Source organism: Kitasatospora sp. UYEF31 (genome assembly GCF_057291755.1).
In genome coordinates this window covers 90241-115876 of the sequence record NZ_JBXAWK010000002.1, presented here as the reverse complement: position 1 = coordinate 115876, position 25636 = coordinate 90241, and the positions used below count along the sequence as shown (strand labels likewise).

The following is a 25636-nucleotide window of genomic DNA, read 5'->3' as shown; positions in this document are numbered from 1 at the left end:
GACCCGTTTGGGACGCGCTGCTTCGCTTCGATCAGTCGCCTCGTGGTGGCGCGGCTCGGTGTCAGCCCGGTCAGGCATGATCTGAGCTGTGAGAACCGCGCCTTCGATCCTGCATCTGGACATGGACGCGTTCTTCGCCGCCGTCGAACAGGCCGCGAAACCGAGTCTGCGCGGAAAGCCGGTGATCGTCGGCGGTCTCGGCGGACGAGGTGTGGTGTCCACCTGTTCCTATGAGGCCCGGAAGTTCGGCGTCCGCTCGGCCATGTCGATGTCCGAGGCCCGACGGCGCTGTCCCAACGCGGCCTATCTGAACCCCCGGTTCACGATCTACCGGGAGGTCAGCGAGATCGTCATGCTGCTCATGCAGGAGCTGTCGCCGCTGGTCGAGCCGCTGAGCCTGGACGAGGCGTTCATCGACTTGGAGGCGGGTCCGTACCGCGGGCGGCTCGACACCGCCAAAGTCGTCGAGATCGCGACGAAGCTCCGCGCGGACATTTACGAGATCACCGGGCTCACCTGCTCGGTCGGCGCCGCCGCCTCAAAACTCCTGGCCAAGGTCGGCTCCGAGTTGGACAAGCCCGACGGGCTGACCGTGATCGAACCCGGTCAGGAGCGGACCGTACTCGACCCGATGTCCGTGCGGGCCCTCCCGGGCGTCGGCCCGGCGACCGGCGACACCCTGCGCAAGGCCGGGATCACCACAGTCGCAGCCCTCGCCGCCCTGCCTGAGAGCGATCTCGTACGGATGATCGGCCAGGCGCACGGGCGCGGACTGCACGCCCTCGCCCAGGGGCGGGACGAACGGCCCGTGGTCGCCGAGCGCGACGCCAAGTCGGTCTCCGTCGAGGACACCTTCGACACCGACCTCGTCGACCGGGCCAGGATCATCCGGGAGATCGACCGGCTCGCGGCCCGCTGCACCGAGCGCCTGCGCGCCGCCGCGCGGTCCGGGCGCACCATCACGGTCAAGGTGCGCCGCTACGACTTCTCCAGCCTCACCCGCTCCGAGACACTGCGCGGCCCCACAGACGACCCTGTCGTCATCCGGGAGACGGCGCAGCGGCTGATCGCCCAGGTGGACAACGAAGGCGGCCTGCGGCTGCTCGGCGTCGGGGTGTCGGGGCTCGCCGACTACGCGCAGCAGGACCTGTTCGGGAGCGGTCCGGACACCGAAGTCGTACGGATTGACGAAGAGGAGCCCGGGGCGTGGGAACCCGGCGGTCCCGCAGTCTTCCACCCGGGGCGTCCGCCGCTGGCGGTCTGGCACCCCGGGCAGGACGTCGGGCACACCGAGTGGGGTCCGGGCTGGGTGCAGGGCAGCGGTGTCGGCCGGGTCACCGTACGGTTCGAGACACCCGGGTCCACTCCGGGGCGGGTCCGTACGTTCCGCATCGACGATCCGGATCTCACGGGTGCCGAGCCGCAGTCGCTCGTGCCCCCTGACCAGCGCGGGAAGCCGGCCTGACGGCATGAATCGGACGTACGGCGGCAAAACGCCACCGCACCTCAGGAACCCCAGGGGACCGGTCCCGCACCGGGTGGGCCGCTGCTACCTTTGACACTGCTCATGTGGCCGCGCGGGAGAGTCCCGGGTGGGGACCGCAACGGGATCCGACAACATATTCCGTCACTGGTCCGCACATCGGGCGCCGAAGGAGCAACTCCTCCCCGGAATCTCTCAGGCCCCCGTACCGCGTAGGACAGAGCACTCTGGAAAGTAGTCCCCGGTGAAGACGGCCGGTGGCTCGCCGACGGTGCAAACCCGCACGTGCCCGCGGGTGAAGCTCTCAGGTACCGATGACAGAGGGGGAGGCCACCGACGGGTACGGCCGCGTACCCGCCAGGAGTAATCCAGGAGGCCTCCGTGATGACCACGTCCCACGTCCCTTCCGTTCCGCCGCGTTCGGGACCCGGGAGCCTGGCCGGCCTTGAGCGGGCCCAGCCGTTCGACGTCCGCCACATCGGCCCGGACGCCGACGAGCAGGCGAAGATGCTCGCCCACATCGGTTTCGGTTCCCTGGACGACCTGACAGACGCGGCCGTCCCCGAGACGATCCGTACGATCGAAGCCCTCGACCTGCCCCCGGCTCTGACCGAGGCGGCCGTCGCCGTCGAACTGCGGGCCATCGCCGCCCGCAACGAAGTCCTCACGCCGATGATCGGCCTGGGCTACTACGGCACCGTGACCCCGCCGGTGATCCTGCGCAACGTCATGGAATCGCCCGCCTGGTACACGGCGTACACGCCCTACCAGCCGGAGATCTCCCAGGGGCGCCTTGAGGCCCTCATCAACTTCCAGACGGTCGTGACCGACCTGACCGGGCTCGACGTGGCCGGCGCCTCCCTCCTGGACGAGAGCACCGCCGCCGCCGAGGCGATGACCCTCGCGCGACGCGCGGGCAAGTCCAAGAGCAGCGTGTTCGTCGTCGACGCGCAGACTCTGCCGCAGACCATCGCCGTCGTGCGCACGCGCGCCGAGGCGATGGGCATCGAGGTGCTCGTCACCGACACCGCCGCCGGTCTGCCCGAAGGCGACTTCTACGGCGTCCTCCTCCAGTACCCGGGTGCCGACGGCCAGGTCCGCGACCTCACCGCCGTGATCGCAGAAGCACACGGGCGCGGCGCGCTCGTCAGCGTCGCCGCCGACCTCCTCGCCCTCACCCTGCTCAAGTCGCCCGGTGCCATGGGTGCCGACATCGCGGTGGGCTCATCCCAGCGCTTCGGCGTCCCGATGGGCTTCGGCGGACCGCACGCCGGATACATGGCGGTCACCCAGAAGCTGACCCGCTCGATGCCCGGACGCCTCGTCGGCGTGTCCGTCGACGCCGACGGCAACCAGGCCTACCGCCTCGCGCTCCAGACCCGCGAGCAGCACATCCGCCGGGAGAAGGCGACCAGCAACATCTGCACCGCGCAGGTGCTGCTCGCCGTCATGGCCGGCATGTACGCGGTCTACCACGGCCCCGAGGGCCTGACCGCGATCGCCCGCCGGGTGCACCGCTTCGCGGCCATCCTTGCCGAGGGCTTCCGTACGGCCGGTACCGACGTCGTCCACCGCGACTTCTTCGACACCGTGGTCGTCGAGGTCCCGGGCCGCGCCGCGGCGATGGTCGCCGCCGCCCGCGCCGAGGGCGTGAACCTCCGCCTCGTCGACGCAGACCACGTCGGGATCAGCTGTGACGAGACCACCACCCGCGCGCACGTCGACACCGTCTGGCGCGCGGCCGGCGTCACCGGCGAGGTGGCCGGCCTCGACAAGACCACCGCCGACGCGCTGCCGGAGGACCTGCTCCGTACGGAGGACTTCCTCGTCCACCCCGTCTTCCACGCGCACCGCTCCGAGACCGACATGCTGCGCTACCTGCGCCGTTTGTCCGACAAGGACTACGCGTTGGACCGCGGCATGATCCCGCTGGGCTCGTGCACGATGAAGCTCAACGCCACCACCGAGATGGAGCCGGTCACCTGGCCGGAGTTCGGGGCACTGCACCCGTTCGCGCCCATCGACCAGGCGGGTGGCTACCTGGAACTGATCCAGAGCCTGGAGGCCGGGCTTGAGCAGATCACCGGCTACGCCAAGGTGTCGGTCCAGCCGAACGCCGGTTCGCAGGGCGAGCTGGCGGGTCTGCTCGCGGTCCGCGCCTACCACCGGGCCAACGGCGACACCGGCCGTGACGTGTGCCTGATCCCGTCCTCCGCGCACGGTACCAACGCGGCCTCCGCCGTCATGGCCGGTATGCGCGTGGTCGTCGTCGCCACCGGTGAGAACGGCGACGTGGACGAGGCCGATCTGCGGGCCAAGATCGAGAAGCACCGCGACGCGCTGTCGGTGCTGATGATCACCTACCCGTCCACGCACGGCGTCTTCGAGACCCATGTCACCGACATCTGCGCCCTGGTGCACGAGGCCGGCGGCCAGGTCTACGTCGACGGCGCGAACCTCAACGCCCTGGTCGGCCTCGCCAAACCGGGCAGGTTCGGCGCGGACGTCTCGCACCTGAACCTGCACAAGACCTTCTGCATCCCGCACGGCGGCGGTGGCCCCGGTGTCGGCCCGGTCGGCGTCCGCGCGCACCTCGCGCCGTACCTCCCCAACCACCCGATGCAGCCCGACGCGGGCCCGGCCACCGGCGTCGGCCCGATCTCCGCCGCCCCGTGGGGCTCCGCGTCGATCCTGCCGATCTCCTGGACGTACATGCGCCTCATGGGCCCGGACGGGCTCAAGCGCGCCACCCAGGTGGCGATCCTCAACGCCAACTACATCGCCAAGCGGCTCGCCCCGCACTTCCCGGTGCTCTACACCGGCCCCGGCGGCCTGGTGGCGCACGAGTGCATCATCGACGTGCGCGGCATCACCAAGGCCACCGGCGTCACGGTGGACGACGTCGCCAAGCGCCTCATCGACTACGGCTTCCACGCGCCGACCATGTCGTTCCCGGTCGTCGGCACGCTGATGATCGAGCCGACGGAGAGCGAGAACCAGAACGAGATCGACCGGTTCTGCGACGCCATGATCGCGATCAAGGCCGAGATCGACCGCGTCGGCTCCGGTGACCTCCCCGCTGAAGACAACCCCCTGGCCAACGCGCCCCACACCGCGGCGATGCTCGCGGGCGACTGGGACCACGCCTACAGCCGTACCGAGGGACTGTTCCCCGGCGGGATGAACCCGGCCGCGAAGTACTGGCCGCCGGTCCGCCGCATCGACGGCGCGCACGGCGACCGCAACCTGGTCTGCTCGTGCCCGTCGATCGAGGCGTACGCCGGCTGAGGTGGCGATCTTGGAGTTTGCGGGACGATTGCCGCCCCGGAAACTCCAAGATCGTTTCGGCTGGACGTGCTGGGCCGTGCCCTGGACAACCAGGTCTGTCAACTCCTGGGCGAACCCCGGGCGCTGGGCCGTGGCCGTGCCCAGGACCGCGTACATGACCGCGCCGTTGAGCGTCACGAACAACAGGTCGGGGTCGACGTCCGCCCTGACCCGGCCGCCTTCGACGCCGTGCCGGACAATCCTGCGGAACACCTCGTGGACCGGCTCCAGACGCTCGGCGAGAAGCTCCTTCAGCGCCGGATGGTCGCGGTACTCCGCCAGCAGGCCCGGCAGTGCGGCGGCCGTCTCCGGGCGCTGGAACGAAGTCAGCGCCGCGTCCACGAAACCGCGGACGTCCACGGCGAAGTCACCGCTTCCCACCGCGTCGATGCTCAGCCGGGCGTAGCTCTGCTCGGTGCGGATCTCCCGCACGGCGTCCAGGATCACCTCGTCCGTACGCGGGTCGCGGGGGCGGCCGGGTCCCGGCAGCGGGTGTCGTAGCCATGGCGCTCCGTCGGTCCGGGAGGTGTCCTGCCTGGTCAGACTAGTCCCGCAGGGTTTCTCAGGGCCCGACGTTCTGTGCCTCGCTGACGAAGCCGGTATTGATTGACACTCAGATTCCCCAACGGGCGGGCGTGGGAAGCCTGCGGACGGACCATGAGGAAGAGCCGGACGATTGCGGTCAGGACCACTGCCCGGCGGGCCGGACTTCCGCCGGATCGGCGTCCGCGTTCAGGATCTGCGGGTTGAGGTCGGCCTGGACTGGACCGTCCTTCTTCGTGCTGCCGGTCAGGAAGATCTCAACGGGGCCGTCCGTCGGCCGGGGCCTTGATCCCGTAGATCTTCCCGATCAGCCGCAGGACCTCCGGGTCCCCGCGCGACGGCCCGGCTTTTCGGTGGCACCGGTGGCCGGAACAGTCCGGACACGGACAACGCGCCGTGGGGACGGACTACGACGATGTCGTCCGTCCCCACGGCGCGCGGGGTGTCACCTGTGCGTAATGCGGGGGATCGGCTGCCTCAGGCCGCCGTCACCAGCTGCACCCGCGGGCGGTGCGGTGCGATCGTCCTGCCGTCCGGCAGGAGCTCGCCGGTGTCCTCGAACAGGACGACGCCGTTGCACAACAGACTCCAGCCCTGCTCCGGATGGGCTGCGACGACGTGCGCGGCCTCCCGGTCGGGGCTGTCGGCCGACGGGCACTGCGGGCGGTGCTGGCACATCGTTGTACCTTCTTGAATTCTTGTCGCGCATCGCTGCGCGGCTTCTGGCTTGCCACAGTAGGGGAATCGCAGAGGTTTGGACCTCTGGCGGTTGTAGTCCCGGCAATCAGTGTCCGCCCAAGAGTGCCGTTTCGCAGGGATTCGGAGACTTCAGACACGTCTGTGTTGTCCTGGTGGCGTGTCTGTGACCTGGCGGTGACCAATCTCACCTGGTCACACGCCCACAGTAACGATGAGTGTCCGTTAGGCCGACCGATGACCGCCCCGGCCGGCTCCGGCGCGGCCGGGGCGCGCAGCGCTCCGGGTGCCGTTCCGGGGCCTGCTCCGGGCGTTCAACCGCGGGTTCCGGTCCCGGTTCTGCTTCCGGTTCTGTTTTAGGTTCTGTTTTAGGTTCTGCTTCAGGTTCCGGCGAGCACCGCTGAGCCGACGCGGGTGGCGAGCGTACGGGCGAGTTCCTCGGGGCGGTGCGCGTGCAGCGCCCGGACACCCGGTGGCGCCGGGGCCAGCGGAATGATCAGGTCCGCCCGTCCGTGGAGGTCAGCGGCGGGGTCCGTCAGCCACAGGGCGGCCATGTACATGCCGGGCATGTCCAGCAGTCTGGGTTCGTAGTGCCGCCGGGACCCGGCGGACAGGGCCGACGCGAGGCTCAGGGCGGTCGCGGTCGACAGGGCGAAGGGGCCGGCGGTGAAACTCGCGACGGCATCGCCGTGCGGACCGGGGGTGGTCTCCACAGCACCGAGCAGGCGGTCCGTGTCGCGGTCGCGGACCAGCCAGCGCCAGCCGACGGCCAGGGCGCCGGTCAGCCGGGGGTGCCCGCCGGTCAGTTCGTCGAGGTCGATGCTGTACATCGGGTGGGGGTGGGTGGCCCCGGCTCCGCCGGGTCGTACACCGGGAAGGGCGCTTGTCAGCACCCGGGCGGCTTTCCAAGCAGCATCGGGGGCGGAAAGGGTGCGCAGGGTCATCGGGCCGCCTCGGGTTCGCTGGTGCGTGACGTGGAGGGGTACGCGCGGGGGACGGTAAGGCCACGGGGTAGTGGGCGTTACCGCATAGGGCCCGGAAGACTCAGCCGTGTCCGGGCAGGTCTGACTGTGTGGTGCCTTGTATGGCACACGGCACAGGCTAGTCAGCGCATTGTACTCAATCAGATGCACGAAGTAACCATGGATGTCCGGTTGCTGATGCACCGGCAGGTTTTCGGACGGCGTTCGGCTCAGGTCAGGAGCCCGCCGCGACTACTGCCGCGAGTGGGCTCCGGGCCGCACTGTGATGCCTTTCAAGGCTTGGACGCCTTTCAGAGCTTGGACGCCTTTCAGAGCTTGGACGCCTTTCCGGGTTTGGCTGCCTCTCAGGACTTAGAGATCTCTAGGGCATTCCCTGCGGCACCGTGAACTTGTAGCCCTGCGCCTGGAGTTCCGGGATGAGCCGGCGCAGCGCCGTGATGGTCTGGGTGCGGTCGCCGCCGCCGTCGTGGGCGAGGACGCCCCCGTCCGGGCGCAACTCCTGGTGTACGGCCTGGATGATCTTGTCGACGCCCGGCTTCTTCCAGTCGCAGGTGTCGGCGGTCCAGCCCAGTGAACGCATGTTGAGCCGGGCCGCGGTGTCGCGGATCTGGTCGGACCAGTTGCCACCCGGCGCCCGGAACCACAGGACCGGCGCGCCCGGGACGATCTGGCCCAGGATGTCCAGGGTCTGCTGCATCTCATCGCGGATGACCTCCGGCGGTCTGGTCTTCAAGCGCGTGTCGTGGGTCATCGTGTGGTTGCACAAGGTGTGGCCCTCGGCCACGATGCGGCGGACCAGCCCGGGATAGGCCTTCGCCTGCGGCCCCAGGACACAGAACGGCGCCTTGACGCCGTACTGCTTGAACAGGTCGAGCATCGGCCCCGTGTGCTTCGGGTTGGGGCCGTCGTCGATGGTCAGCGCGACCCACTTGCCGCCGTCCGTGGTCCCGGCCCGGTTCTGCAGAGCGGCGGGGACCGGGGGGCGGTCGCCGGGGACGCGGTCGGGGGCGACGGTGTCGCCCGGGGACGGCGGCGCTTCCAGCGGCCGGTTGACGGGAGGCCCGGTGGGGATGGCGGTGTCGCCCCCGCCGGACAGGGACACCGGGGTCCCGCCACGGCCGTCGGCGGCGGTCGACCACAGGAGGAACCCGCACAGGACGAGTGCGAGCGCCACCACGGCTATCTGGACTCGGGCGCTGTTGAGCGGCGGCACGGTCACCTCCACGTCCTGTCCTGAAGCGGTCCGGACAAGTCCGGAGAAGTCCAGGAATCCGTAAACGGTTCGGCGTCAATCAGGACGTACCCGGTTGCGGAGCGGTTCCTTCGCGGCAGATGCTGTGATTCACTGGGATTCGCGCCCAATGTTCCTGATGTCGGCTCAGAATATAAGCTCATCCCATCGGTTCCGTCCCGCTGTCGGCGGGGAACGATCGCAACGCCCGGAACCGCTCCCGGGGACGTACTTTCGCTTGGAGGACGCCGATGGGGGAGAAGGTCGAACAGGTCGAGTTCAACCGTTCGGACCGGGAGCGCTACCGCCACAAGCTGCGGCGCTGCCTGCAGACCCTCGAACGCCTCCTGGACGAGGAGCGCTTCGAGGCACCGCGCAAGCTGATGGGCGTGGAGATCGAGCTGAACCTCGCCGACGCGGCGGGCCTGCCCGCCATGAGCAATCAGGAAGTCCTGGAACGCATCGCCAGCGATGACTTCCAGACGGAGCTGGGGCAGTTCAACATCGAGGTGAACATCCCCCCGCACCGCCTCGCGGGCCCGGTGTTCTCCGAACTCGCCGAAGAACTGCACACATCGCTGGAGTACGCGGACCGCAAAGCCGGCGAGTCGGGCGCGCAGATCATCATGATCGGGATCCTGCCGACGCTCACCGACGGCCACATGGTGCTGGAGAACCTGTCGAACAATCCGCGCTACACACTGCTCAACGAGCAGATCCTCAACGCCCGCGGAGAGGACATCAGACTACGGATCCAGGGCGTCGAGCGGCTGGACACCACGGCCGCCTCGATCGCGCCCGAAGCTGCTTGCACATCCGTACAGTTCCATCTCCAGGTGACCCCGGAGAACTTCGCGCCCGTGTGGAACGCGGCACAGGCGGTGTCCGGGGTCCAGACCGCACTCGGGGCCAACTCGCCGTTCCTGTTCGGCCGCGAACTGTGGCGGGAGACCCGGCCGATCCTCTTCGAGCAGGCCTGCGACACCCGCCCCGAAGAGCTGATCGCCCAAGGTGTACGGCCGATCACGTGGTTCGGTGAACGCTGGATCGACTCGGTCCTCGACCTGTTCCAGGAGAACGTCCGCTACTTCCCGTCCCTGCTGCCGATCTGCGACGACGAGGACCCGGTCGAGGCGCTGGACCGCGGGGACGTGCCGCACCTGAAGGAACTGCGTTTGCACAACGGCACGATCTACCGGTGGAACCGCCCGGTGTACGACGTCGCGCGCGGCAAACCGCACCTGCGGGTGGAGAACCGGGTGCTGCCGGCCGGCCCGACGGTCGCCGACATCATCGCCAACGCGGCCTTCTACTACGGCCTCGTCCGGACACTGGTCGAGGAGGAGGTGCCGGTCTGGGACCGCCAGCCCTTCGACGTGGCGGCGGACAACTTCCACACGGGTTCCCGGGACGGCATCGACGCGGTGCTGAACTGGCCGGGGCGGGGCGCCGTCCCGGTCACGCAACTCGTTCTGGACGAACTCCTGCCGATGGCACACCGCGGACTGGACGGCTGGGGGATCGACCCGCGTGAACGGGACGAGTACCTCGCGATCATCGAACAACGATGCCTGCGGAAGACGAACGGAGCGTCGTGGCAGGCGGCGGTGTTCCACGATCTGCGCGACCGCAAAGGGCTCAACCGGATCGAGGCGCTGCGGGTGATGACGTTGAAGTACGCGGAGTTGTCGCGCGGGGGGACTCCCGTGCACATGTGGCCGATTGATTAGCGGCCGATTGATTAGCGGCCGATTGATTAGCGGCCGATTGATCAGCGGTCAGATCAGGTCGGCCAGCGCGTAGGTCGGCGACCGGTCGAGGTTGTGCCTGGCCCGGTCGTAGCGGCGGGTGGTCCGGCTGTCCGCGTGCCCGAGCAGGTCCTGGACGTCGCGCAGCGAGGCGCCCGCGTCCAGGGCCAGCGTCGCGCAGGCGTGCCGCAGGTCGTGCGGGTGCAGAGTGTCCGCCAGATGGGGGACGGCGGTCTTGGCGAGCGTGCGCAGCAGCCGCCACACGCCCTGCCGGTCGATCGCGCGGCCCGTCGACGTGGCGATCAGCGGCCCGTCCTCCCGGCCGTCCAAGTAGGCGTCCAGGGCGGTTCCGGCGCGTGGGGGAACGACCATCCGCTGCCGCTTGCCGCCCTTGCGGGTCACGGTGAGCACCCGGTGTCCGCGCTCGACGGCCAGGTCGGAGACCTCCGCCCCGCACAGCTCCGACACGCGCAGTCCGCAGAACAGCAGCAGGTTCACGATGGCTGAACCCCGTACGGAATGCGCTTCGGCTGCCTTCAGGAGATCAGCCGCCTCAGTCCGGGACAGACCCGTGGACTGGATGTTCTCCCCGACCTTCGGGCGGCGGACACGCGCCGCCGGATTGCGGTCCACGACCTGCTCGTCGACCGCGTAGAGATAGAAACCGGACACTGCCGAGAGCCGCCGTACGACTGTTGCGGGGGCGGCGCCCTCACGCTTCAGGGACTCGACGTACGCGTCGATATGTACACGCCGGGCGGACAGGATGTCGATCCCAGACTGGTGGCACCAGGCCCCGAAGTGTGCGAGGTCGCGGGCGTAGGCGCTGCGGGTGTTGCCCGCGTGGGAGAGGAGGAACCCGATCGCCAACTGCTCGGCGGGGTCGGTGGACTGGGCGATCGCCGGGAGGCCGCCGTCGGCGATGGTCTGAAGGCCTGTCAGTTCGTACGGCATGGGGATCACCGTAACGGGCGGGCTGTCAGGTGGATTGCCGGTGGTGGGGGTGGGTGTTCTGCGATGGGGGCGCGAGGAATCGGTCACTGCGGGTTCGGCGGGGCTTTGAGGCGTAGGTTGACCTCATCTTTTGCATATTTGTGCGGTTCCGCGACAACCAGGACAGCTGAGTTCCAGGTGTACGGGTCTTCAGCTGGCGACAAGATCCAGTCGGTCTCGTGGACCTTGACTGTTTTCTTGTCTTTTCAGTGGGCGCGGTGGCGTCCGCCTGTATGTCCCATCGGGCCCGCCCGTCAGCAGCGCTGAGCGACGCGAGTGCCCCCTGGACTTCATTGCCGAACTCCTGGGCGCGGGTGCTGTAGTCCCACTGCGCTTCGGCGGCGGCCATGCTGTTGCCGGACGCGACGATCGCTTCGACGGTCCCTGGGGGATCATCCAGTCCACGCCTCCGTCCCCGCGGACGGTGAAACCGGGCCGGGCGCTGATCTGGCGCAGGATCTCCCGTAGTGATTCCAGTCCCGTTCGGAACTCCGTGGTGGCATCCTGTACCGCCCGGGATATCGCTGTGGCCTCAGCTGCGCCGGGGGCCGACTGCTTCTCGTACTGGGCGAACGGAGTTCGCGTCGCATCGGCGGAGGGCCCGGTCCAGGCGGTGAGCCCCGACGGGCGCGGGCGCCGACAGGAGCTCAGTTGTGACGGTCCTCGCCTGCCGCCGTTGCGCCCACATCGCATCGAAATCCTGGCCCGGTCCGGCGAGGAGCCCCCGTAGTCAACGTGTCGCGGAAAGTGCGTACTTGATCGTGACGCGGACTGTATCGGTCATCACTGTCAATCACCACGGCTGTCTTGAAGGAGTCCGCAGTTGAGCCGTTGGAGGGCGAATTCCGAATCCGCGGCCGCCTCATCCGTACAAGTGGCCACAGTTGGACGGGGGCACACCGATCCGGCACGCTCAGGCGCCATGGCGCGACCAGTCGACCCCGTACCCGAAGCGCTGCGCGGCAGAGTGTTCAGCGTGCGCGAAGCAGCCGGCCACGGGGTGACGCACAATCAGCTGAGCGGCCCCGCGTACAGACGGGTCGGGCATGGGCGCTACACGGCTTCAGGCGACGAAGTCGGCCGACCCGGTGGAGAGCCGGGTCCGCTGGCTGCTGATCTGGTCCAGCTTGCCCATGCCCGTTCTGCAGTATGAGGTCTGGGGCGCGTCCGGGTTCATCGCGCGGTGCGACTTCGCCTGGCCGTCCGTCAAGGTCTGCCTGGAGTACGAAGGGCGCGGGCACGCTTCCGGGGCGCAGTTCGCACGGGCATGTTGGATAGCTTGCGTGGATGCGCATTTACGTTGTCGACTCCTTCACCGACCGCCCGTTCGCCGGAAACCCCGCCGGCGTCTGCCTGCCCGACGCAGCCCGTGCCGAGGACACGGCCTGGATGCAGCGGGTCGCCGCCGAGATGCGGCACTCCGAGACCGCGTTCCTCACCCCGTGTTCCGGTCCCGGGGCGGACTGGTCCCTGCGCTGGTTCACCCCGACCGTCGAGGTCGACCTGTGCGGACACGGCACACTGGCCGCCGCGCACGTGCTTTTCACGACCAAGCAGGCCGAAGGCCTTGTACGGTTCGCCACCCGCAGCGGCGTCCTGACGGCCGAAGAGACCGACGGACGCATCCGCCTGGACTTCCCGGCCGCGCCGTCCCGACCCGCACCGGCTCCGGCGGGCCTGGCCGCAGCGCTGGGCGCGGAACCGGTCGCAGTCGCCCGGGCCGGTCACTTCCTCGTGGTCGAACTGGCCAGTGTGACCGCCGTACGGACCCTCGGGCCGGACTTCGCGGCCATTGCCGCACTGCCGTGCGATGAGGTCCTGATCACGGCGCAGGCCGGCGGGGAGATCGACGGGCGGCGGGTGGACTTCGTGTCCCGGATGTTCGGGCCGTCCATCGGGATCGACGAGGACCCGGTGACCGGCGCCGCGCACTGCGTGCTGGCCCCGTACTGGGCTCCGCGCACGGGCCTCACCCGCATGTCCGCCGCCCAACTGTCCGCCCGGGGCGGGTTCATGGACGTCGAACTGACCGGCGACCGCGTGCTGTTGACCGGGGCCGCGGTCACCGTCCTCGACGGTGGGCTGCACGTCTGATCTGCACTTGCGTCCGGTGCAGGTGACCAGTGCGAAACATGCGCTGGAGATCAAGTTCCCGGCGCTTTACGTTAGGACCAGTCCGGACGACGACCCGGTGCACCGCCTCGACGGAGGCGGTGCGCCATTTTTTGAGTCGAGTCCCCTGGATCGTCGACGCGTACGTCATCGTCTTCGTCTGCCTGCTCATCCCCGCGGGGGCGGTCGGTGACCGCTGGGGCCGGAAGAACGCCCTGATCGCCGGGCTGGCCCTGTTCGCCGCCGGTTGTCTGACATCGGCACTGGCCCCGAACGTCGAAGTGCTCCTGGCCGGGCGGGCGGTCACCGGCGCGGGTGCCGCGTTGATCATGCCCGCAACCCCGTCCTGGACCCCCGTGTCCTCCGGCTGCCGCGGCTGCGCGGCGGCACGCTCGGCATCGGGGTGGTCTTCTTCGGACTGTTCTCGCTCTTCTTCGTCAACGCCCAGTTCCTGCAGTACGCCAAGGGCTACAGCGCACTCCAGGCCGGACTCGCGATCCTGCCGCTCGGGGTCGGCATGACGGTGGCCTCGCGACAACAGCGTCAGAACGGTGGCCCGGTTCGGCGCGCGGCGGATCAGCGCGGCCGGCCTGAGCGCTGTTGTCGGGGGGGGTTTCTGCTCATGTCGCTGGTGGACGCGGGTACCCCGTACGCGGTCTACGTTGTTTTTCTGACCGTGCTCTCGGCCGGGATCGGTCTGGTCACCCCGCCACTCTCCACGTGGGTGATGGCTTCACTGCCGCCGGAGCGCGCAGGCCTCGGCTCCGGACTGAACCGTGCAGCCCGCGAGATCGGCAGCGCGCTCGGGGTGGCTGTCTTCGGCACGATCCTGATCAGCTCCTTCGAGTCCCACCTTCCGGCGGGCACGCCCAAGGGCGGCTCGATCGGCGGCGTTCTGGCCCGCACCGCCGGGGATCCGGCTGCGCACGAGACGGTCGTACGGGCCGTCACCGACGCGATGGCGACAGGATTCCGTACGGTCGCCGTTGTCGTTCTGATCGCCACCGGACTGGTTCTGCTCTGGTCGAAGGAGAAGGAGCGGGTGCTCCTCATATCTTCGCGGTGACCTCCAGGACGGTCTCCTCCACCGCCGTGCGCAGCCACGTGTGGGCGCCGTCCGCCGCGTAGCGCGGATGCCACGCCTGCACCATCTCGAACGGCGGGAGCTCCAACGGGATCTCAAAGAGCGTCAGACCCCGCTGCGGCAACAGCGGTCCCGGCAGTCGCACGGATCCCATCCCCACCTGGTCGCTGTCCGCGAGCAGGAAGAACTGACTGGTGTACGAAGCGACCGTCACCGTCACCCGGCGGGTAAGGCCCAGGGCGGCCAGGGCCGCGTCCACCGGTCCGGACGTACGGCCCCGGCGGGACACCAGGACGTGGTCGGCGGCGGCGAACGCCTCAGGTGTCACGGCGGGCAGGGCCAGTAGCGGGTGACCGGTCCGGACGAGTCCGGCCGGGTGGTCGTCGAAGAGGTGCTCGGTCCGGGCCTCGGGCTCGAAGACCCCCCGCGCCGCCCACGCTCTCCTCCGCCAGGAGCACGTGCAGGGCGGTCAGCGGATTGAGGTCCAGCTTGGCAGGCATGCCGCGCAATGTAGCGGGACCGGGGGAACCGCCGGGCCGGCCGGGGGCGTGTGACAGATATCCCGGGCGGCGGCGCGGGGTGGCATGGAAGACTGCCACTGGTCCCGCCGCGGCGCGGTGGACCAGCAGTGCGGCCGGGAACCGGACCCGGCCGTTCCCGTGCGATCGCAGGAGCGATAACCGTGAGTGTCAAAGACCCGCGTCAGAGCCCGTCCCCCGAGCAGTCCGCGACCGTGGCAGCCCCCACTGCCGCAGCCGCCGCGGCGGCGCCGGGCGCGGCGGCCGCGGGTCTGCGACCGCTCACGCAGTCCGACAAGCTCGCCAACGTGTGTTACGACATCCGCGGCCCGGTGCTCGACGAGGCCAAGCGCCTGGAGAACGAAGGCCACCGGATCCTCAAGCTGAACATCGGCAACCCCGCGCCGTTCGGTTTCGAGGCACCCGACGAGATCCTGCACGACGTCATCCGCAACCTCCCCTACGCACAGGGCTACAGCGACTCCAAGGGCATCTTCCCGGCCCGCAAGGCCGTCGTGCAGCACTACCAGGAGCAGGGCATCACCGGCGTGGACGTCGAGGACGTCTACATCGGCAACGGCGTCTCCGAGCTCATCGTGATGTCGCTCCAGGCGCTGCTCGACGACGGCGACCAGGTGCTCGTGCCGATGCCGGACTACCCCCTGTGGACGGCGGCGGTCAGCCTGTCGGGCGGCACGCCCGTGCACTACCTGTGCGACGAGGGGGCCGACTGGTTCCCCGACCTCGCCGACATGGAAGCGAAGATCACCGACCGGACCCGGGCGATCGTCGTGATCAACCCGAACAATCCGACGGGGTCGGTCTATTCGCGTGAGGTCCTCGAAGGAATCGTCGAACTGGCCCGCAGGCACTCGCTGCTGCTGTTCGCCGACGAGATCTACGACAAGATCCTGTACGACGACGCGGTGCACGTCCCCCTCGCGTCGCTGGCCCCCGACCTGCTGACCCTCACCTTCAACGGGCTGAGCAAGGCCTACCGGGTCGCCGGGTTCCGCTCAGGATGGCTGATGCTGGCCGGCCCGAAGGGCCATGCGAAGTCGTACATCGAAGGTCTGAACATCCTGGCCAACATGCGACTGTGCGCGAACGTGCCCGCGCAGCACGCGATCCAGACCGCGCTCGGCGGCCACCAGTCGATCAACGACCTGATCCTCCCCGGCGGCAGGCTGCTGGCGCAGCGCGACGCGGCGTACGAGGCGCTCACGGCGATCGACGGCGTCAGCGTCGTCAAGCCCAAGGGCGCGCTGTACATGTTCCCGAAGATCGATCCGAAGGTCTGCCCGATCGTCGACGACGAGAAGTTCGCGCTCGACCTGCTACGCGGGCAGCGCATCCTGATCGTGCACGGGACGGGGTTCAACTGGCACGCGAAGGACCACTTCAGGATCGTCACCCTGCCGTATAAGGACGACCTGACGGAGGCGATCGGGAGGATCGGCACGTTCCTGTCCTCTTATCGGCAGTAGCCCATCCGCTGCTCATGCGTTGCACAGTGGGATTGGCCTCGCAGTTGCGGGCGTGGTCCGTGAGCCGGCGTCTTCCCGTTGAACCCGGTCCGGTCGGTCCCGCGTTCGCGGGGGGTGGAACCGCTGCTCTACGAGAGCGTTTTCGCCGCTGGTAGTCCCTTACAGAGTGCCGCTGGTAATCCCTTACAGAGTTCTGACGTAGGGCCGGATCAGGGCTTCAACGCCCCGGTCCGGCCCTACGGTCGTCTGTATGAACGTTCTTGTCACCGGCGGCGCCGGTTTCATCGGGTCGCACACCGTCGAAGCACTCCTGAAGACCGGGCACGAAGTGCGGGTCCTGGACAATGCGCCGCGTTCTCACAACACCGATTTCGTACGGGGGGACATCCAGGACAGGTCCGCGGTCGACCGGGCCCTGGACGGCGTCGAGGCGGTCGTCCACCTCGCAGCCAAGGTCGGCCTCGGCGTCGACTTCGCGGACACTCCCGACTACGTCGCCGACAACGACCTCGGCACCGCGGTGCTGCTCGCCGCCATGGCGCGTTCGGAGATCGGCCGGCTCGTCCTGGCCTCGTCGATGGTCGTGTACGGAGAGGGGCGCTACACCTGCGTCGAACACGGCGACGTCGCACCCGGGCCGCGCCCCGTCGAGGCCCTCGAACAGGGCGACTTCGAACCCCCGTGCCCGCAGTGCGGGCAGTCACTGCGCCCCGGATCCGTCACCGAGGACGCCCCGGCCGATCCACGCAATGTGTACGCGGCGACCAAACTCGCCCAGGAGCACCTGGCTGCGTGCTGGGCCCGCAGCACCGGGGGCGTGGCCACCGCGCTGCGCTATCACAACGTGTACGGCCCGGGGATGCCCCGCGACACTCCGTACGCCGGGGTGGCCGCGGTCTTCCGCTCCGAACTGGCGGCCGGGCGGGCCCCGAAGGTCTTCGAGGACGGCGGGCAGCGCCGGGACTTCATCCACGTGCGCGATGTCGCCGCGGCCAACGTGGCGGCGCTGGGCCGGACCGGCGGCGGACTGCGGGCCTACAACGTGGCGACCGGAGTCCCGCACACCGTGGGGGACATGGCCGGGGCCCTGGCGGCGGCGTACGGCGGGCCCGCGCCGCAGGTGACCGGTCAGTACCGGCTCGGCGATGTCCGCCACGTCACCGCGGCGGCCCGGCGGATCGGCGAGGAACTGGACTGGCGGGCCGGGGTCGCGTTCGCGGACGGGATGGCGGAGTTCGCGAAGGAGTAGACGGCGTGCGGGATCCGGGGCCGCCGTACGGGTCCGGATCCACCAAGGTCACACAATTGCCAGACAGTGCGGCAACCGCACCTCGAACCTGCACCCGCCGCGGATGTTCCCCACGGACACCCGGCCGTCGTGCGCCTCCACGATGCCCTGCACGATCGCCAGACCGAGGCCCGCGCCCGTGTCGGGCCCGGGTGTGCGGGCCTGGACGCCCCGCCAGCCGGTTTCGAACACGCGAGGCAGGTCCGCGTCCGGGATTCCGCCGCAGCTGTCGGTGACCGCCACGATCACCTCACCTACACCGTCGGTCACGTCCAGCATCACGCTGCCGTCCGCAGGCGTATGCCGGATCGCGTTGACCAGCAGGTTCGTCAGCGCCCGGTTCATCTGCTGACTGTCCACCCGGACCGGCGACGCGGAACACCCGTGCCCGGCCAACCGCACACTGTGCGACCGCGCCAGTGCCTCGGTGCCGGCCAGGACGTCGTCGACGAGGTCCCGCACCGGCACCTGCCGCAGGGACAGCGCCAACGCGCCGGCCTGTATGCGGGAGAGTTCGAACAGATCGTTGACCATGCCGTTGAGCCGGTCCACCTCCACCACGATCTGCCGGTGGTAGCGGTCAGGGTCGTCCGTGACACCGTCCTCCAGGGACTCGGCCATCGCCCGCATCCCCGCCAGGGGCGTACGCAGATCGTGGGAGATCCACGCGATCAGCTCACGGCGCGACTTCTCCAGCGCCCGCTCGCGCTCCTTGGCCTCGGTCAACTGGCGGTGTGTTGTGGTCAACTCCGTTGCCAACAAGGAGAGTTCTGCAACATTGGAGTTCACCGGGGCCAGCAGTGGCAGATCGCCGCCGATGCGGTGCGCCGCGCGTTGCAGCGCGCGGACCTGCGCGACCACCGGGCGGGCCAGCACAGCGGCTCCGCCCACCGCGCCCACGGCGGAGACGGCGCACACGACCATCATCACGGTCAGGTCGTGCGGGGAGAGGAACATCGCCTTCGCGACCCCGATGGTCCCCGCGGCCATCACCAGCACGGTCACCGCGGACACCAGCGACAGGAACACGGCGAGCCGCTGGGGCCGCAGGAGACGCAGCAGCCCGAAACCCACGAGCAGCGCGGCCAGCCCGCAGCCGCCGGCGATCAGGCAGATGAGCAGGAAGTCCTTCAGGGGCACGGGGCCTCCTCGGCTGCGCCGGGCCGTGGCGGACGGGACCGAGGTGCATCGTGGTGTGGCGGGTCATGGTGTGGCGGGTCCGACGGCGGCGCGTCGAAGCGGTAGCCGACGCCCCACACCGTCACCAGCAGCTTCGGCACAGCGGGGTCCTCCTCGACCTTCTCCCGCAGCCGCCGGACGTGCACGGTGACGGTCGACTGGTCGCCGAACTCCCAGCCCCACACCTCACGCATCAGTTCCTCACGGGAGAACGCCCGGCCCGGATGCTTCAGGAAGAAGCCGAGCAGGTCGAACTCGCGGGCGGTCAGCGGGACGGCCAAGCCGTCGCGGGTGACCTGGTGCGCCACGGTGTCCACGGTGAATCCCGCCCCGTGCACCGGGCGGGCCGCCGGGACAGGCCCCGCCGCGGGTGCCGCGGGCTTCGGGGGCGCCGCCCGGCGCAGCACCGACTGCACCCGCAGGGTCAGCTCGCGGGGGCTGAACGGCTTGGTCACGTAGTCGTCGGCGCCGACCTCGAGCCCCAGGATGCGGTCGTCCTCCTCGCCGAGCGCGGTGAGCATGACCACGGGCACCGGGCCGGTGGCGCGCAGTCGGCGGCACACTTCGAGGCCGTCCATGCCGGGCAGCATCAGATCGAGGACGACCAGGTCGGGGACGGTCTCCCGGGCCATGGCGAGCGCGGTGGGACCGTCGGGGGCGTGGCTGGTGGTGAGGCCGGCCCGGCGCAGGTAGGCCACGACGACTTCGGCCACGGTGGGGTCGTCATCAACGACGAGGACATGGGGCACGGGCCGAGTTTATGTCCGAAAAGCAGGAGAGTACGCGCCTGCGTCGGCAGCCGTACGACTTCCGTAAGGAACGGGTTCGACGTTCGAATTCCGTAAGCGGCCTAATACCCGGAATCCGGCCTCCGGGCTTCTAGCGTGATCCGTATGGAAGATTCGCATCGTGCCGTGGATGTAGTGCTGCCCTGCCTCGACGAGGCCGGGGCGCTGCCGTGGGTGCTGGGCCGGATGCCGGACGGCTTCCGGGCGATCGTCGTCGACAACGGGTCGACGGACGGCACAGCAGAGGTGGCGGGGGAGCTCGGCGCGCTGGTGGTGTCGGAGCCCCGCCGGGGTTTCGGCTCCGCCTGCCACGCCGGTCTCCTCGCGGCCACCGCGCCGGTCGTGTGCTTCATCGACGGCGACGCGAGCCTGGACCCGCGGGACCTGCCGTCGGTGGCCTGGCCCGTCCTCGGGGGCGGCGCCGACCTGATGCTGGGCCGCCGGACGCCGACCGTGCGGGGTGCCTGGCCGGCGCACGCGCGGCTGGCGAACCGGGTCCTCGCGTGGCGGCTGCGCTCCCTCACCGGCGTGCGGTTGCAGGACCTGGGACCGATGCGGGCCGGGCGGCGCGAAGCACTGCTCGCCCTCAGGATCACCGACCGGCGCTCGGGCTACCCCCTGGAGATGGTGGTGAAGGCCGCTGCGGCGGGGTGGGAGATCGGTGAAGTGCCGGTGCCCTACCTGCCGCGCACCGGCCGGTCGAAGGTCACGGGCACGGTGCGCGGCACCGTCGGCGCGGTCCGCGACATGAGCGCGGTCCTTGCGGGTGTGCGATGAGGGCGACCACGACGGACACCCTCATCGTCATCGCCAAGTCGCCCGTGCCGGGCCGGGTCAAGACCCGGTTGTGCCCACCGCTGACCCCGCACCAGGCGGCCCTGGTCGCCGGAGCGGCGCTGGCCGACACACTCCAAGCCGTCGCGGCCACTCCGGTCCGGCGCAGGCTCCTGATGCTGGACGGCGCCCCCAGCGACTGGCTGCCCGCCGGATTCGACGTCCTTCCGCAGTGCGCCGGCGGCCTCGACCTCCGGCTGGCCGACTCCTTCGCGCAGGCCGGGCCCGGCCCGGCACTGCTCATCGGGATGGACACCCCGCAGGTCACCGCGGAACTGCTGACCGTCGACTGGACGGGCGTGGACGCCTGGTTCGGCCCCGCGGCCGACGGGGGGTTCTGGGCCCTCGGGCTGCGGAACCCCGACCCGCGGCTGCTCACCGGAGTGCCGATGTCCACCGCACGGACCGGAGCGGTGCTCTACAGGCGGCTGCTGCGCGCCGGACTGACCGTGCGGGACCTGCCCGAACTCGTCGACGTGGACACGGTGGCCGAGCTCGCCCTCGTGTCCCGGCAGGCCCCGCACACCCGCTGCGCCGCACTGGCCGCCGGGCTGCTCGGAGCGGGCGTATGACGCTCGCCCTGGCCACCGACCCCTACGAAGTGGCGCTGCGCGACGGTGGTCCCCTCTACCTGCGCCGCAGCGACGGACGGCGTATCCGCCTTGAAGTCGAACGCTGGCGCGCCGCCGCGGACTCCACGGACGCCGCCGTCCTCGACCGGTGTACGGGGGAGACCCTCGACATCGGCTGCGGCCCCGGCCGGCTGGTCGCGGCACTGGCCCGCAGGGGCGTGCCGGTCCTGGGCATCGACCTCGCGCCGACGGCCGTGGAACTGACGTGCGCGTCCGGCGGCACGGCCATGTGCCGCTCGGTGTTCGAACCGCTGCCGGGCGAGGGCCGCTGGCGCACGGCGCTCCTCGCCGACGGCAACCTCGGCATCGGCGGCGACGCGCGGGCACTGCTCACCCGGGTGCGTGAACTCCTCACCCCAGGCGGACTGTTGATCGCCGAGACGGATCAGGAGGACGTCCACGAGCGTTTCGCCGCCGTGGTCGAGGACGGCGAGGGCCGGCGGGGGGTGCCGTTCCGCTGGACCAGGGTGGGCGCGCGGGCGCTGCGCGGACTGGCTCCGGAGTGCGGCTTCGAAGTGCGCGGTTCATGGACGCACGGAGCCCGGAGTTTTGTCGAGCTGAACCGCTGGTGACGCGCCCGGGGTTTCCAGAGGGTAGCCACTCTGGAAACCCCGTGTCCGTTACCGGGGCTGTCTTCTGCGCAGCCCCCGCAGGACACACACTCCGGCCGTGACCACCACCACCAGGAACCAGATCAGTGTCAGGTTCCGCCCGTAGTCCAGCGGCAGCACCGACGGGTTCGCGACAGGGCCGGTGCGCACCAGTGCGGGCAGCGCCACCAGGGTCGCCGCGGTCCCGGCCGCGAGGCCGCCGAGCACGGTGTGCCGCAACCACTCCGCCGGGATCAGCCGCGTCAGCGCCACCCCGACCCCGAAGACCAGCAGCGCGAACAGCCCGTCGTGCAGCACAAGCCCGCCCGCCAGCCACTTTCCCAGGCCGATGCGGTCCGGCACGCCGGGGTCGTCCCACAGCCCGTCGACCCCGAAGCCGATCCCGGCCAGGCCGACGGCGCCCAGCACACCCCGGACAAGATTCTTCACGACAGGACCTCCAGTCGGGTTACCCACTTGGTCTGGAGCACCCCGGGGCGGTTCGGCGCGATGATCCGCGCCGGGTAGCCGTGGTCCGGGGCCAGGACTTCGCCGTTGAGCGTCAGCGCCAGCAGGGTGAGGGAGTCACGGGCGAACTCGGGCGGCAGCTCGGTCACGGAGTACGGGCTGTACTTTTCGTGCGAGACGACGCGCACCCGGGACTTCCTGTCGCCTCCGGCCCGCGCCACCAGGTCGGCGATACGCACGCCCGACCAGTCGGCGCCGGCACTCCAGCCCTCCACACAGGAGATCGGCAGGGTGGCCGCGTGCTGCGGCATCGCCAGGAGTTCGGCACGGGTGAGCGTGAAGGGCCTGGGGCCCACCACGTCGAGCCGCCAGTCGGGGGCCTGGGTGGCCGCCAGCACGTTCGCGGCCAGGGCTGTGCGGTTCACCGGCAGTCCCTGTGGCCCCCTGTCGGCGCGGCGCGGGGCCAGGAGGGAGATCTTCCGCAGGGGGGTGACGGTCTGTCCCACAGTGGCGAGGGTGACCACACCCACCGAAACGCCCAGGGCGGTGAGCAGCCCACGGCGTGACACCGCGTCGGGGTCCCCGGCACGTTTGCGCCGCCAGTGCTCGGTGATCTTCGGCAGCTGGACCGCGATGTGCAGGGTCACCGAACCGGCCAGGACCCACGCGATCCACCAGTGCGCGGGCACGAAGAAGAACGGCCACGGATACCACTGGACGGTATTGATCAGGCCGGTGGCCAGCTCGAAGAGCCCGGCGGCGACCAGGACGGCGACCGAGAGCCGTTCCAGCCCGTGGCGTACGGACTTCGCCGGCGGCCAGGTGAACAACCGCGGATAGACCACCCAGAGCTTCACCAACAGCAACGGGACGGACGCGATCCCGGCGGCGACGTGCAGACCCTGCGTCACCCGGTAGCCCCACACCGGCCGCGACGGCAGGGCCAGCCAGTGTGGCTGATGCTGCATCACATGGCTCAGCACCCCGGTCAGGAAGCAGACGGTGAACGCCAGCCCGAGGAGCCGGCCGACGACCACCGCAGTACGCGGATCGTGCAGTTTCGTCCTGAACGCGTTCTCGCGGAAGGGCCCGCGCCGCAGTGCCCGCGGTGGTTCGGGGAGTTTCAGGTCGGGGAGCTTGAAATTGCTCTGCATGCTTTCCATGACACCGCTATGAACGCCGGAAATACCGCATTGGCGTGCTTACGGAAATCTGACGGGACTACCGGCGGCCCGCCGGACCGGACCATCGGCGCCCAGGTCTTACAGATGTCTGACAGGAGGGCGGATTCCAGCGGATTCCGGCGGGCGCGGTGCCACGCTGGGGCCGTGATCAGAACGAAGGCGAACGTACGGACGGCGGCTGCGCTCCTCGCCGTGGGAGCGCTGGCCTACGGCGTCGGCCTGGCCGTCCACGGGCCACACACCCGCCCCGGCGACCCCGGCACCTACGCGGTCTACGGCGCGATGTGGGCGGTGTTCGCCGTCGCCGCGTGGCTCGTACGCGGAATCCCGGTCCGCCGCGCGGTGTGGCTCATCCTCGCCGGAGGAGTGCTGCTCCAGGCGGTCGCCGTCTCCGGGCCACCGCAGACCAGCGACGACTCCTACCGCTACGCCTTCGACGGGCGGGTGCAGGCCGCGGGGATCTCCCCGTACCAGTACACACCGCAGGACCCCGCGCTGGCCGCGTTCCGCGACCCGTGGCTGTTCCCCGCGGGAGATTGCACGGGCTGGTTCAAGCACCCGGTCGCCGACGGGTGCACCCTCATCAACCGGCCCGCCGTGCACACCATCTACCCGCCGGTGGCCGAGGCCTACTACCTCGGCCTGCACGCCGTCACCCCGTCCGGCCACCGTGAACCCGTGCAACTCGGGGCGGCCCTGCTCGCCGTCGCCGTGACCGTCCTGCTCCTGTGGCTCCTGCGCCGCCGCGATCCGCGCCTGGTCGCACTGTGGGCGTGGTGCCCGCTCGTCGCGCTGGAGTGCGGGAACAACGCACACGTCGACGTCCTCGGCGTCCTGCTGATGATCGCCGGGCTGGCCGCGACCGCAGTCCGGCGCACCACCGTCGGCGCGGTCCTGCTCGCCTGCGCGGTCGCGGTGAAGATGTTCCCCGCCGCAGCCTTCGCCGGCACGCTGCGCCGTCGGCCCTTCCTGCAGGCCGGCGTGGCCGTGGCCACCGTGGTGGCGGTCTACCTGCCGCACGTGTGGGCCACCGGGGGCGCTGTCATCGGCTTCCTCCCCGGCTACCTGAAGGAGGAGAAGTACGAGGACGGCGCGCGGTTCGGGCTGCTCACGCTCGTGCTGCCCGACTCCGTCACCCCGTACGCGGCAGTGCTGGTCCTGCTTGTCGTGGCGTTCTTCGTCGTCCGTTCCTCGGACCCGGACCGCCCGTGGACCGGCGCACTGACGATGACCGGGGCGATGCTCCTGGTCCTGGCCCCGATGTACCCCTGGTACGCCCTGCTCCTCGTCGGCCTGGTGGTCCTGGACGGCCGCTGGGAATGGCTGTCCGTCCCCGTCGCCGGGTACGCCCTGTGCTTCACCTGGACCGCGGACCTGACACCCGGCCAGGTCCTGTGGATCCACCAGGGCGGCTACGGGGCGGCGCTGATCGCGGTACTGGCGGGTGTGGTGCTGCGCCGGAGAAACCACGGGCGCGGTGAACCCGGTCCGCAACTCCACCACGGCCTGACGAACGGACAAAAAGAACCGGTTACTTCAGCTGCGGGATGATCCGCTCGCCCCACAGGGCGGCCTGCTCGCAGAACTCCGCGCGGCTGCGCACCGGGAGGCTGACGGTCACGCCGGTGACCCCCGCCGCGGCCTGTTCGCGGAGGTCCTCGACCACCGCGTCGGCATTGATGTCGTCACCGGTGAACATGCTGAGACCGCGCGGCATGAAGGTGATGTCCACCGGGTCCGTGCGGCCGACGGACCCGGCGTATTCGCGCAGGTACTCAAGGCGTTTCTTCAGATCCTCAAGCGTCTCAAGCCCTGGGGTCTTCAGGTGCTTGGCGGCCGAGGCGGGCGCGGGCATCGGCAGCCAGCCGTCGCCCAGGTCCACCACCCGGCGGATCGCGCGCTTGCTGTTGCCGCCGATCCAGACCGGGATGCGCGGCTGGACGGGCTTCGGCAGCATGGTGTTGCCCACGGCGCCGAATTCGCTGACGCTTTCCCCGGTCCACGCGGCGCGCATGGCTTTCAGAGCGTCGTCCAGTACATCGTTGCGGTGCTCGAAGTCGCCGCCGAGCGCCGCGAATTCGGGCTCCAGGTAGCCGGCCCCCACGCCGAGGATGACCCGTCCGCCGGACATCGCGTCCAGCGTGGAGAGCATCTTCGCCGAGATGAACGGGTTCCGGTAGGCGGGCACGAACAGGTTCGTGTGCAGCCGCAGGGAGGTGGTCGCCGCGGCGGCGAACGACAGGGTGACCATCGGGTCGAGCGTGTGGTGGCCGCCGTGCGCGAGCCACGCGTCACCGGGGAAGGGGTGGTCGGTGGTGAACACCGCGTCGAACCCGGCGTTCTCGGCCGCGCGGGACATCTCCATGACCGCTCCGGCGCTGATCAGGTCGGGACCGGCGTCGACAAGATGGGTGGGCAGACCCAGCGAGATGAACATGGCGGCAACCTAGCACCGCGTTCTGACGATC

At 70.0% G+C, this 25636-nt stretch carries 22 protein-coding genes, 2 pseudogenes and 2 riboswitches; of the genes and pseudogenes, 12 read left to right on the top strand and 12 right to left on the bottom strand.

The annotated features are described in order from the left end of the window. The first annotated feature begins 88 nt into the window (after positions 1 to 88). A complete protein-coding gene (locus tag AC0Z36_RS01560) occupies positions 89 to 1465 on the top strand; it encodes a DNA polymerase IV (RefSeq protein ID WP_485460775.1) in 1377 nt (458 codons plus the stop codon). A 103-nt stretch (positions 1466 to 1568) separates the two neighbouring features. After that, a riboswitch (glycine riboswitch) is annotated at positions 1569 to 1704 on the top strand. Continuing rightward, positions 1705 to 1814: riboswitch (glycine riboswitch) on the top strand. A 53-nt stretch (positions 1815 to 1867) separates the two neighbouring features. Next, positions 1868 to 4771 carry an aminomethyl-transferring glycine dehydrogenase gene (gene gcvP / locus AC0Z36_RS01555; RefSeq protein WP_485460774.1) on the top strand — a complete coding sequence of 968 codons (2904 nt, stop codon included), beginning with the start codon at positions 1868 to 1870 and terminating at the stop codon, positions 4769 to 4771. Positions 4772 to 4918: 147 nt separating this feature from the next. Here the strand turns inward: gcvP and AC0Z36_RS01550 are convergent. The 4 genes and pseudogenes from AC0Z36_RS01550 to AC0Z36_RS01535 all read right to left on the bottom strand — a co-directional run. Beyond that, positions 4919 to 5152 (bottom strand): annotated as a pseudogene (locus AC0Z36_RS01550) (TetR-like C-terminal domain-containing protein); the annotation flags it as partial. 678 nt (positions 5153 to 5830) lie between these two features. Then, entirely contained in the window at positions 5831 to 6031 is a 201-nt protein-coding gene (locus AC0Z36_RS01545) for a DUF5999 family protein (RefSeq protein ID WP_485460773.1), read from the bottom strand. 398 nt (positions 6032 to 6429) lie between these two features. Beyond that, on the bottom strand, positions 6430 to 6993 hold the full coding sequence (locus AC0Z36_RS01540; RefSeq protein ID WP_485460772.1) for a hypothetical protein: 564 nt from the start codon (positions 6991 to 6993) through the stop codon (positions 6430 to 6432). A gap of 400 nt (positions 6994 to 7393) precedes the next feature. Further along, on the bottom strand, positions 7394 to 8257 hold the full coding sequence (locus AC0Z36_RS01535) for a polysaccharide deacetylase family protein (RefSeq protein ID WP_485460771.1): 864 nt from the start codon (positions 8255 to 8257) through the stop codon (positions 7394 to 7396). Positions 8258 to 8514: 257 nt separating this feature from the next. On the opposite strand from AC0Z36_RS01535, the gene AC0Z36_RS01530 reads away from it, so the two are divergent. Beyond that, positions 8515 to 9993 carry a glutamate-cysteine ligase family protein gene (locus AC0Z36_RS01530; RefSeq protein WP_485460770.1) on the top strand — a complete coding sequence of 493 codons (1479 nt, stop codon included), beginning with the start codon at positions 8515 to 8517 and terminating at the stop codon, positions 9991 to 9993. Positions 9994 to 10041: 48 nt separating this feature from the next. Here AC0Z36_RS01530 and AC0Z36_RS01525 read toward each other — a convergent pair whose 3' ends face one another. Together AC0Z36_RS01525 and AC0Z36_RS01520 are read right to left on the bottom strand one after the other, a co-directional pair. Beyond that, positions 10042 to 10965, bottom strand: coding sequence for a tyrosine-type recombinase/integrase (locus tag AC0Z36_RS01525; protein ID WP_485460769.1), 924 nt, complete (start codon positions 10963 to 10965; stop codon positions 10042 to 10044). Positions 10966 to 12067: 1102 nt separating this feature from the next. Further along, positions 12068 to 12214, bottom strand: a complete 147-nt coding sequence (locus AC0Z36_RS01520; protein ID WP_485460768.1) for a hypothetical protein — start codon at positions 12212 to 12214, stop codon at positions 12068 to 12070. Positions 12215 to 12291: 77 nt separating this feature from the next. Here AC0Z36_RS01520 and AC0Z36_RS01515 point away from each other — a divergent pair, with 77 nt between their 5' ends. Genes AC0Z36_RS01515 through AC0Z36_RS01505 form a run of 3 tightly spaced genes read left to right on the top strand, consistent with a single transcriptional unit; the run spans position 12292 to position 14182 of the window. After that, positions 12292 to 13098, top strand: a complete 807-nt coding sequence (locus tag AC0Z36_RS01515) for a PhzF family phenazine biosynthesis protein (protein ID WP_485460767.1) — start codon at positions 12292 to 12294, stop codon at positions 13096 to 13098. Positions 13099 to 13136: 38 nt separating this feature from the next. Continuing rightward, complete coding sequence (locus AC0Z36_RS01510; RefSeq protein WP_485460766.1) at positions 13137 to 13637, top strand: MFS transporter; 501 nt, start codon at positions 13137 to 13139, stop codon at positions 13635 to 13637. Further along, a complete protein-coding gene (locus AC0Z36_RS01505; protein WP_485460765.1) occupies positions 13520 to 14182 on the top strand; it encodes an MFS transporter in 663 nt (220 codons plus the stop codon). The genes AC0Z36_RS01510 and AC0Z36_RS01505 overlap by 118 nt, the downstream gene beginning before the upstream one ends. Here the strand turns inward: AC0Z36_RS01505 and AC0Z36_RS01500 are convergent. After that, positions 14166 to 14603, bottom strand: a pseudogene (locus AC0Z36_RS01500) (LysR substrate-binding domain-containing protein); the annotation flags it as partial. The gene AC0Z36_RS01505 and the pseudogene AC0Z36_RS01500 overlap by 17 nt on opposite strands. A gap of 387 nt (positions 14604 to 14990) precedes the next feature. Here AC0Z36_RS01500 and AC0Z36_RS01495 point away from each other — a divergent pair. Both AC0Z36_RS01495 and AC0Z36_RS01490 read left to right on the top strand, forming a co-directional pair. Beyond that, positions 14991 to 16205 carry a pyridoxal phosphate-dependent aminotransferase gene (locus AC0Z36_RS01495; protein WP_485460848.1) on the top strand — a complete coding sequence of 405 codons (1215 nt, stop codon included), beginning with the start codon at positions 14991 to 14993 and terminating at the stop codon, positions 16203 to 16205. 250 nt (positions 16206 to 16455) lie between these two features. Then, positions 16456 to 17454, top strand: coding sequence for an NAD-dependent epimerase/dehydratase family protein (locus AC0Z36_RS01490; RefSeq protein WP_485460764.1), 999 nt, complete (start codon positions 16456 to 16458; stop codon positions 17452 to 17454). 48 nt (positions 17455 to 17502) lie between these two features. Here the strand turns inward: AC0Z36_RS01490 and AC0Z36_RS01485 are convergent, their stop codons facing one another. Continuing rightward, a complete protein-coding gene (locus tag AC0Z36_RS01485; protein WP_485460847.1) occupies positions 17503 to 18627 on the bottom strand; it encodes a sensor histidine kinase in 1125 nt (374 codons plus the stop codon). After that, positions 18624 to 19421 (bottom strand): response regulator transcription factor, encoded by a 798-nt coding sequence (locus tag AC0Z36_RS01480; RefSeq protein WP_485460763.1) that lies wholly within the window; start codon positions 19419 to 19421, stop codon positions 18624 to 18626. The genes AC0Z36_RS01485 and AC0Z36_RS01480 overlap by 4 nt, the downstream gene beginning before the upstream one ends. A gap of 144 nt (positions 19422 to 19565) precedes the next feature. On the opposite strand from AC0Z36_RS01480, the gene AC0Z36_RS01475 reads away from it, so the two are divergent. The 3 genes from AC0Z36_RS01475 to AC0Z36_RS01465 are packed head-to-tail and all read left to right on the top strand — an operon-like array spanning position 19566 to position 21498. Further along, the gene (locus AC0Z36_RS01475) at positions 19566 to 20237 is read left to right on the top strand and encodes a glycosyltransferase family 2 protein (RefSeq protein ID WP_485460762.1); all 672 of its coding nucleotides are present in this window, start codon (positions 19566 to 19568) and stop codon (positions 20235 to 20237) included. Next, entirely contained in the window at positions 20234 to 20866 is a 633-nt protein-coding gene (locus AC0Z36_RS01470; protein WP_485460761.1) for a TIGR04282 family arsenosugar biosynthesis glycosyltransferase, read from the top strand. The genes AC0Z36_RS01475 and AC0Z36_RS01470 overlap by 4 nt, the downstream gene beginning before the upstream one ends. Beyond that, positions 20863 to 21498: a methyltransferase domain-containing protein gene (locus AC0Z36_RS01465; RefSeq protein ID WP_485460760.1), complete on the top strand. Its 636-nt coding sequence runs from the start codon at positions 20863 to 20865 to the stop codon at positions 21496 to 21498. The genes AC0Z36_RS01470 and AC0Z36_RS01465 overlap by 4 nt, the downstream gene beginning before the upstream one ends. Before the next feature lie 48 nt (positions 21499 to 21546). On the opposite strand, the gene AC0Z36_RS01460 is transcribed toward AC0Z36_RS01465, so the two are convergent. After that, positions 21547 to 21966, bottom strand: a complete 420-nt coding sequence (locus AC0Z36_RS01460; protein ID WP_485460759.1) for a hypothetical protein — start codon at positions 21964 to 21966, stop codon at positions 21547 to 21549. Continuing rightward, positions 21963 to 23138, bottom strand: a complete 1176-nt coding sequence (locus AC0Z36_RS01455; protein WP_485460758.1) for a molybdopterin-dependent oxidoreductase — start codon at positions 23136 to 23138, stop codon at positions 21963 to 21965. Before AC0Z36_RS01455 ends, AC0Z36_RS01460 begins: the two co-directional genes overlap by 4 nt. Positions 23139 to 23312: 174 nt before the next feature. Between AC0Z36_RS01455 and AC0Z36_RS01450 the strand changes: the two genes are divergently transcribed. Further along, complete coding sequence (locus AC0Z36_RS01450; protein WP_485460757.1) at positions 23313 to 24719, top strand: hypothetical protein; 1407 nt, start codon at positions 23313 to 23315, stop codon at positions 24717 to 24719. On the opposite strand, the gene AC0Z36_RS01445 is transcribed toward AC0Z36_RS01450, so the two are convergent. Next, entirely contained in the window at positions 24700 to 25605 is a 906-nt protein-coding gene (locus AC0Z36_RS01445) for an LLM class F420-dependent oxidoreductase (RefSeq protein WP_485460756.1), read from the bottom strand. The two genes, AC0Z36_RS01450 and AC0Z36_RS01445, sit on opposite strands and share 20 nt — an antisense overlap. Positions 25606 to 25636: the final 31 nt, after the last annotated feature.

Bases quoted from the DNA above. Each gene is read 5' to 3' on its own strand.
- AC0Z36_RS01515 (WP_485460767.1), top strand. From the start codon at position 12,292: ATGCGCATTTACGTTGTCGACTCCTTCACCGACCGCCCGTTCGCCGGA.
- AC0Z36_RS01445 (WP_485460756.1), bottom strand. From the start codon at position 25,605: ATGTTCATCTCGCTGGGTCTGCCCACCCATCTTGTCGACGCCGGTCCC.
- gcvP (WP_485460774.1), top strand. From the start codon at position 1,868: ATGACCACGTCCCACGTCCCTTCCGTTCCGCCGCGTTCGGGACCCGGG.
- AC0Z36_RS01475 (WP_485460762.1), top strand. From the start codon at position 19,566: ATGGAAGATTCGCATCGTGCCGTGGATGTAGTGCTGCCCTGCCTCGAC.
- AC0Z36_RS01540 (WP_485460772.1), bottom strand. From the start codon at position 6,993: ATGACCCTGCGCACCCTTTCCGCCCCCGATGCTGCTTGGAAAGCCGCC.
- AC0Z36_RS01490 (WP_485460764.1), top strand. From the start codon at position 16,456: ATGAACGTTCTTGTCACCGGCGGCGCCGGTTTCATCGGGTCGCACACC.
- AC0Z36_RS01465 (WP_485460760.1), top strand. From the start codon at position 20,863: ATGACGCTCGCCCTGGCCACCGACCCCTACGAAGTGGCGCTGCGCGAC.
- AC0Z36_RS01510 (WP_485460766.1), top strand. From the start codon at position 13,137: ATGCGCTGGAGATCAAGTTCCCGGCGCTTTACGTTAGGACCAGTCCGG.
- AC0Z36_RS01470 (WP_485460761.1), top strand. From the start codon at position 20,234: ATGAGGGCGACCACGACGGACACCCTCATCGTCATCGCCAAGTCGCCC.
- AC0Z36_RS01545 (WP_485460773.1), bottom strand. From the start codon at position 6,031: ATGTGCCAGCACCGCCCGCAGTGCCCGTCGGCCGACAGCCCCGACCGG.
- AC0Z36_RS01525 (WP_485460769.1), bottom strand. From the start codon at position 10,965: ATGCCGTACGAACTGACAGGCCTTCAGACCATCGCCGACGGCGGCCTC.
- AC0Z36_RS01530 (WP_485460770.1), top strand. From the start codon at position 8,515: ATGGGGGAGAAGGTCGAACAGGTCGAGTTCAACCGTTCGGACCGGGAG.
- AC0Z36_RS01455 (WP_485460758.1), bottom strand. From the start codon at position 23,138: ATGCAGAGCAATTTCAAGCTCCCCGACCTGAAACTCCCCGAACCACCG.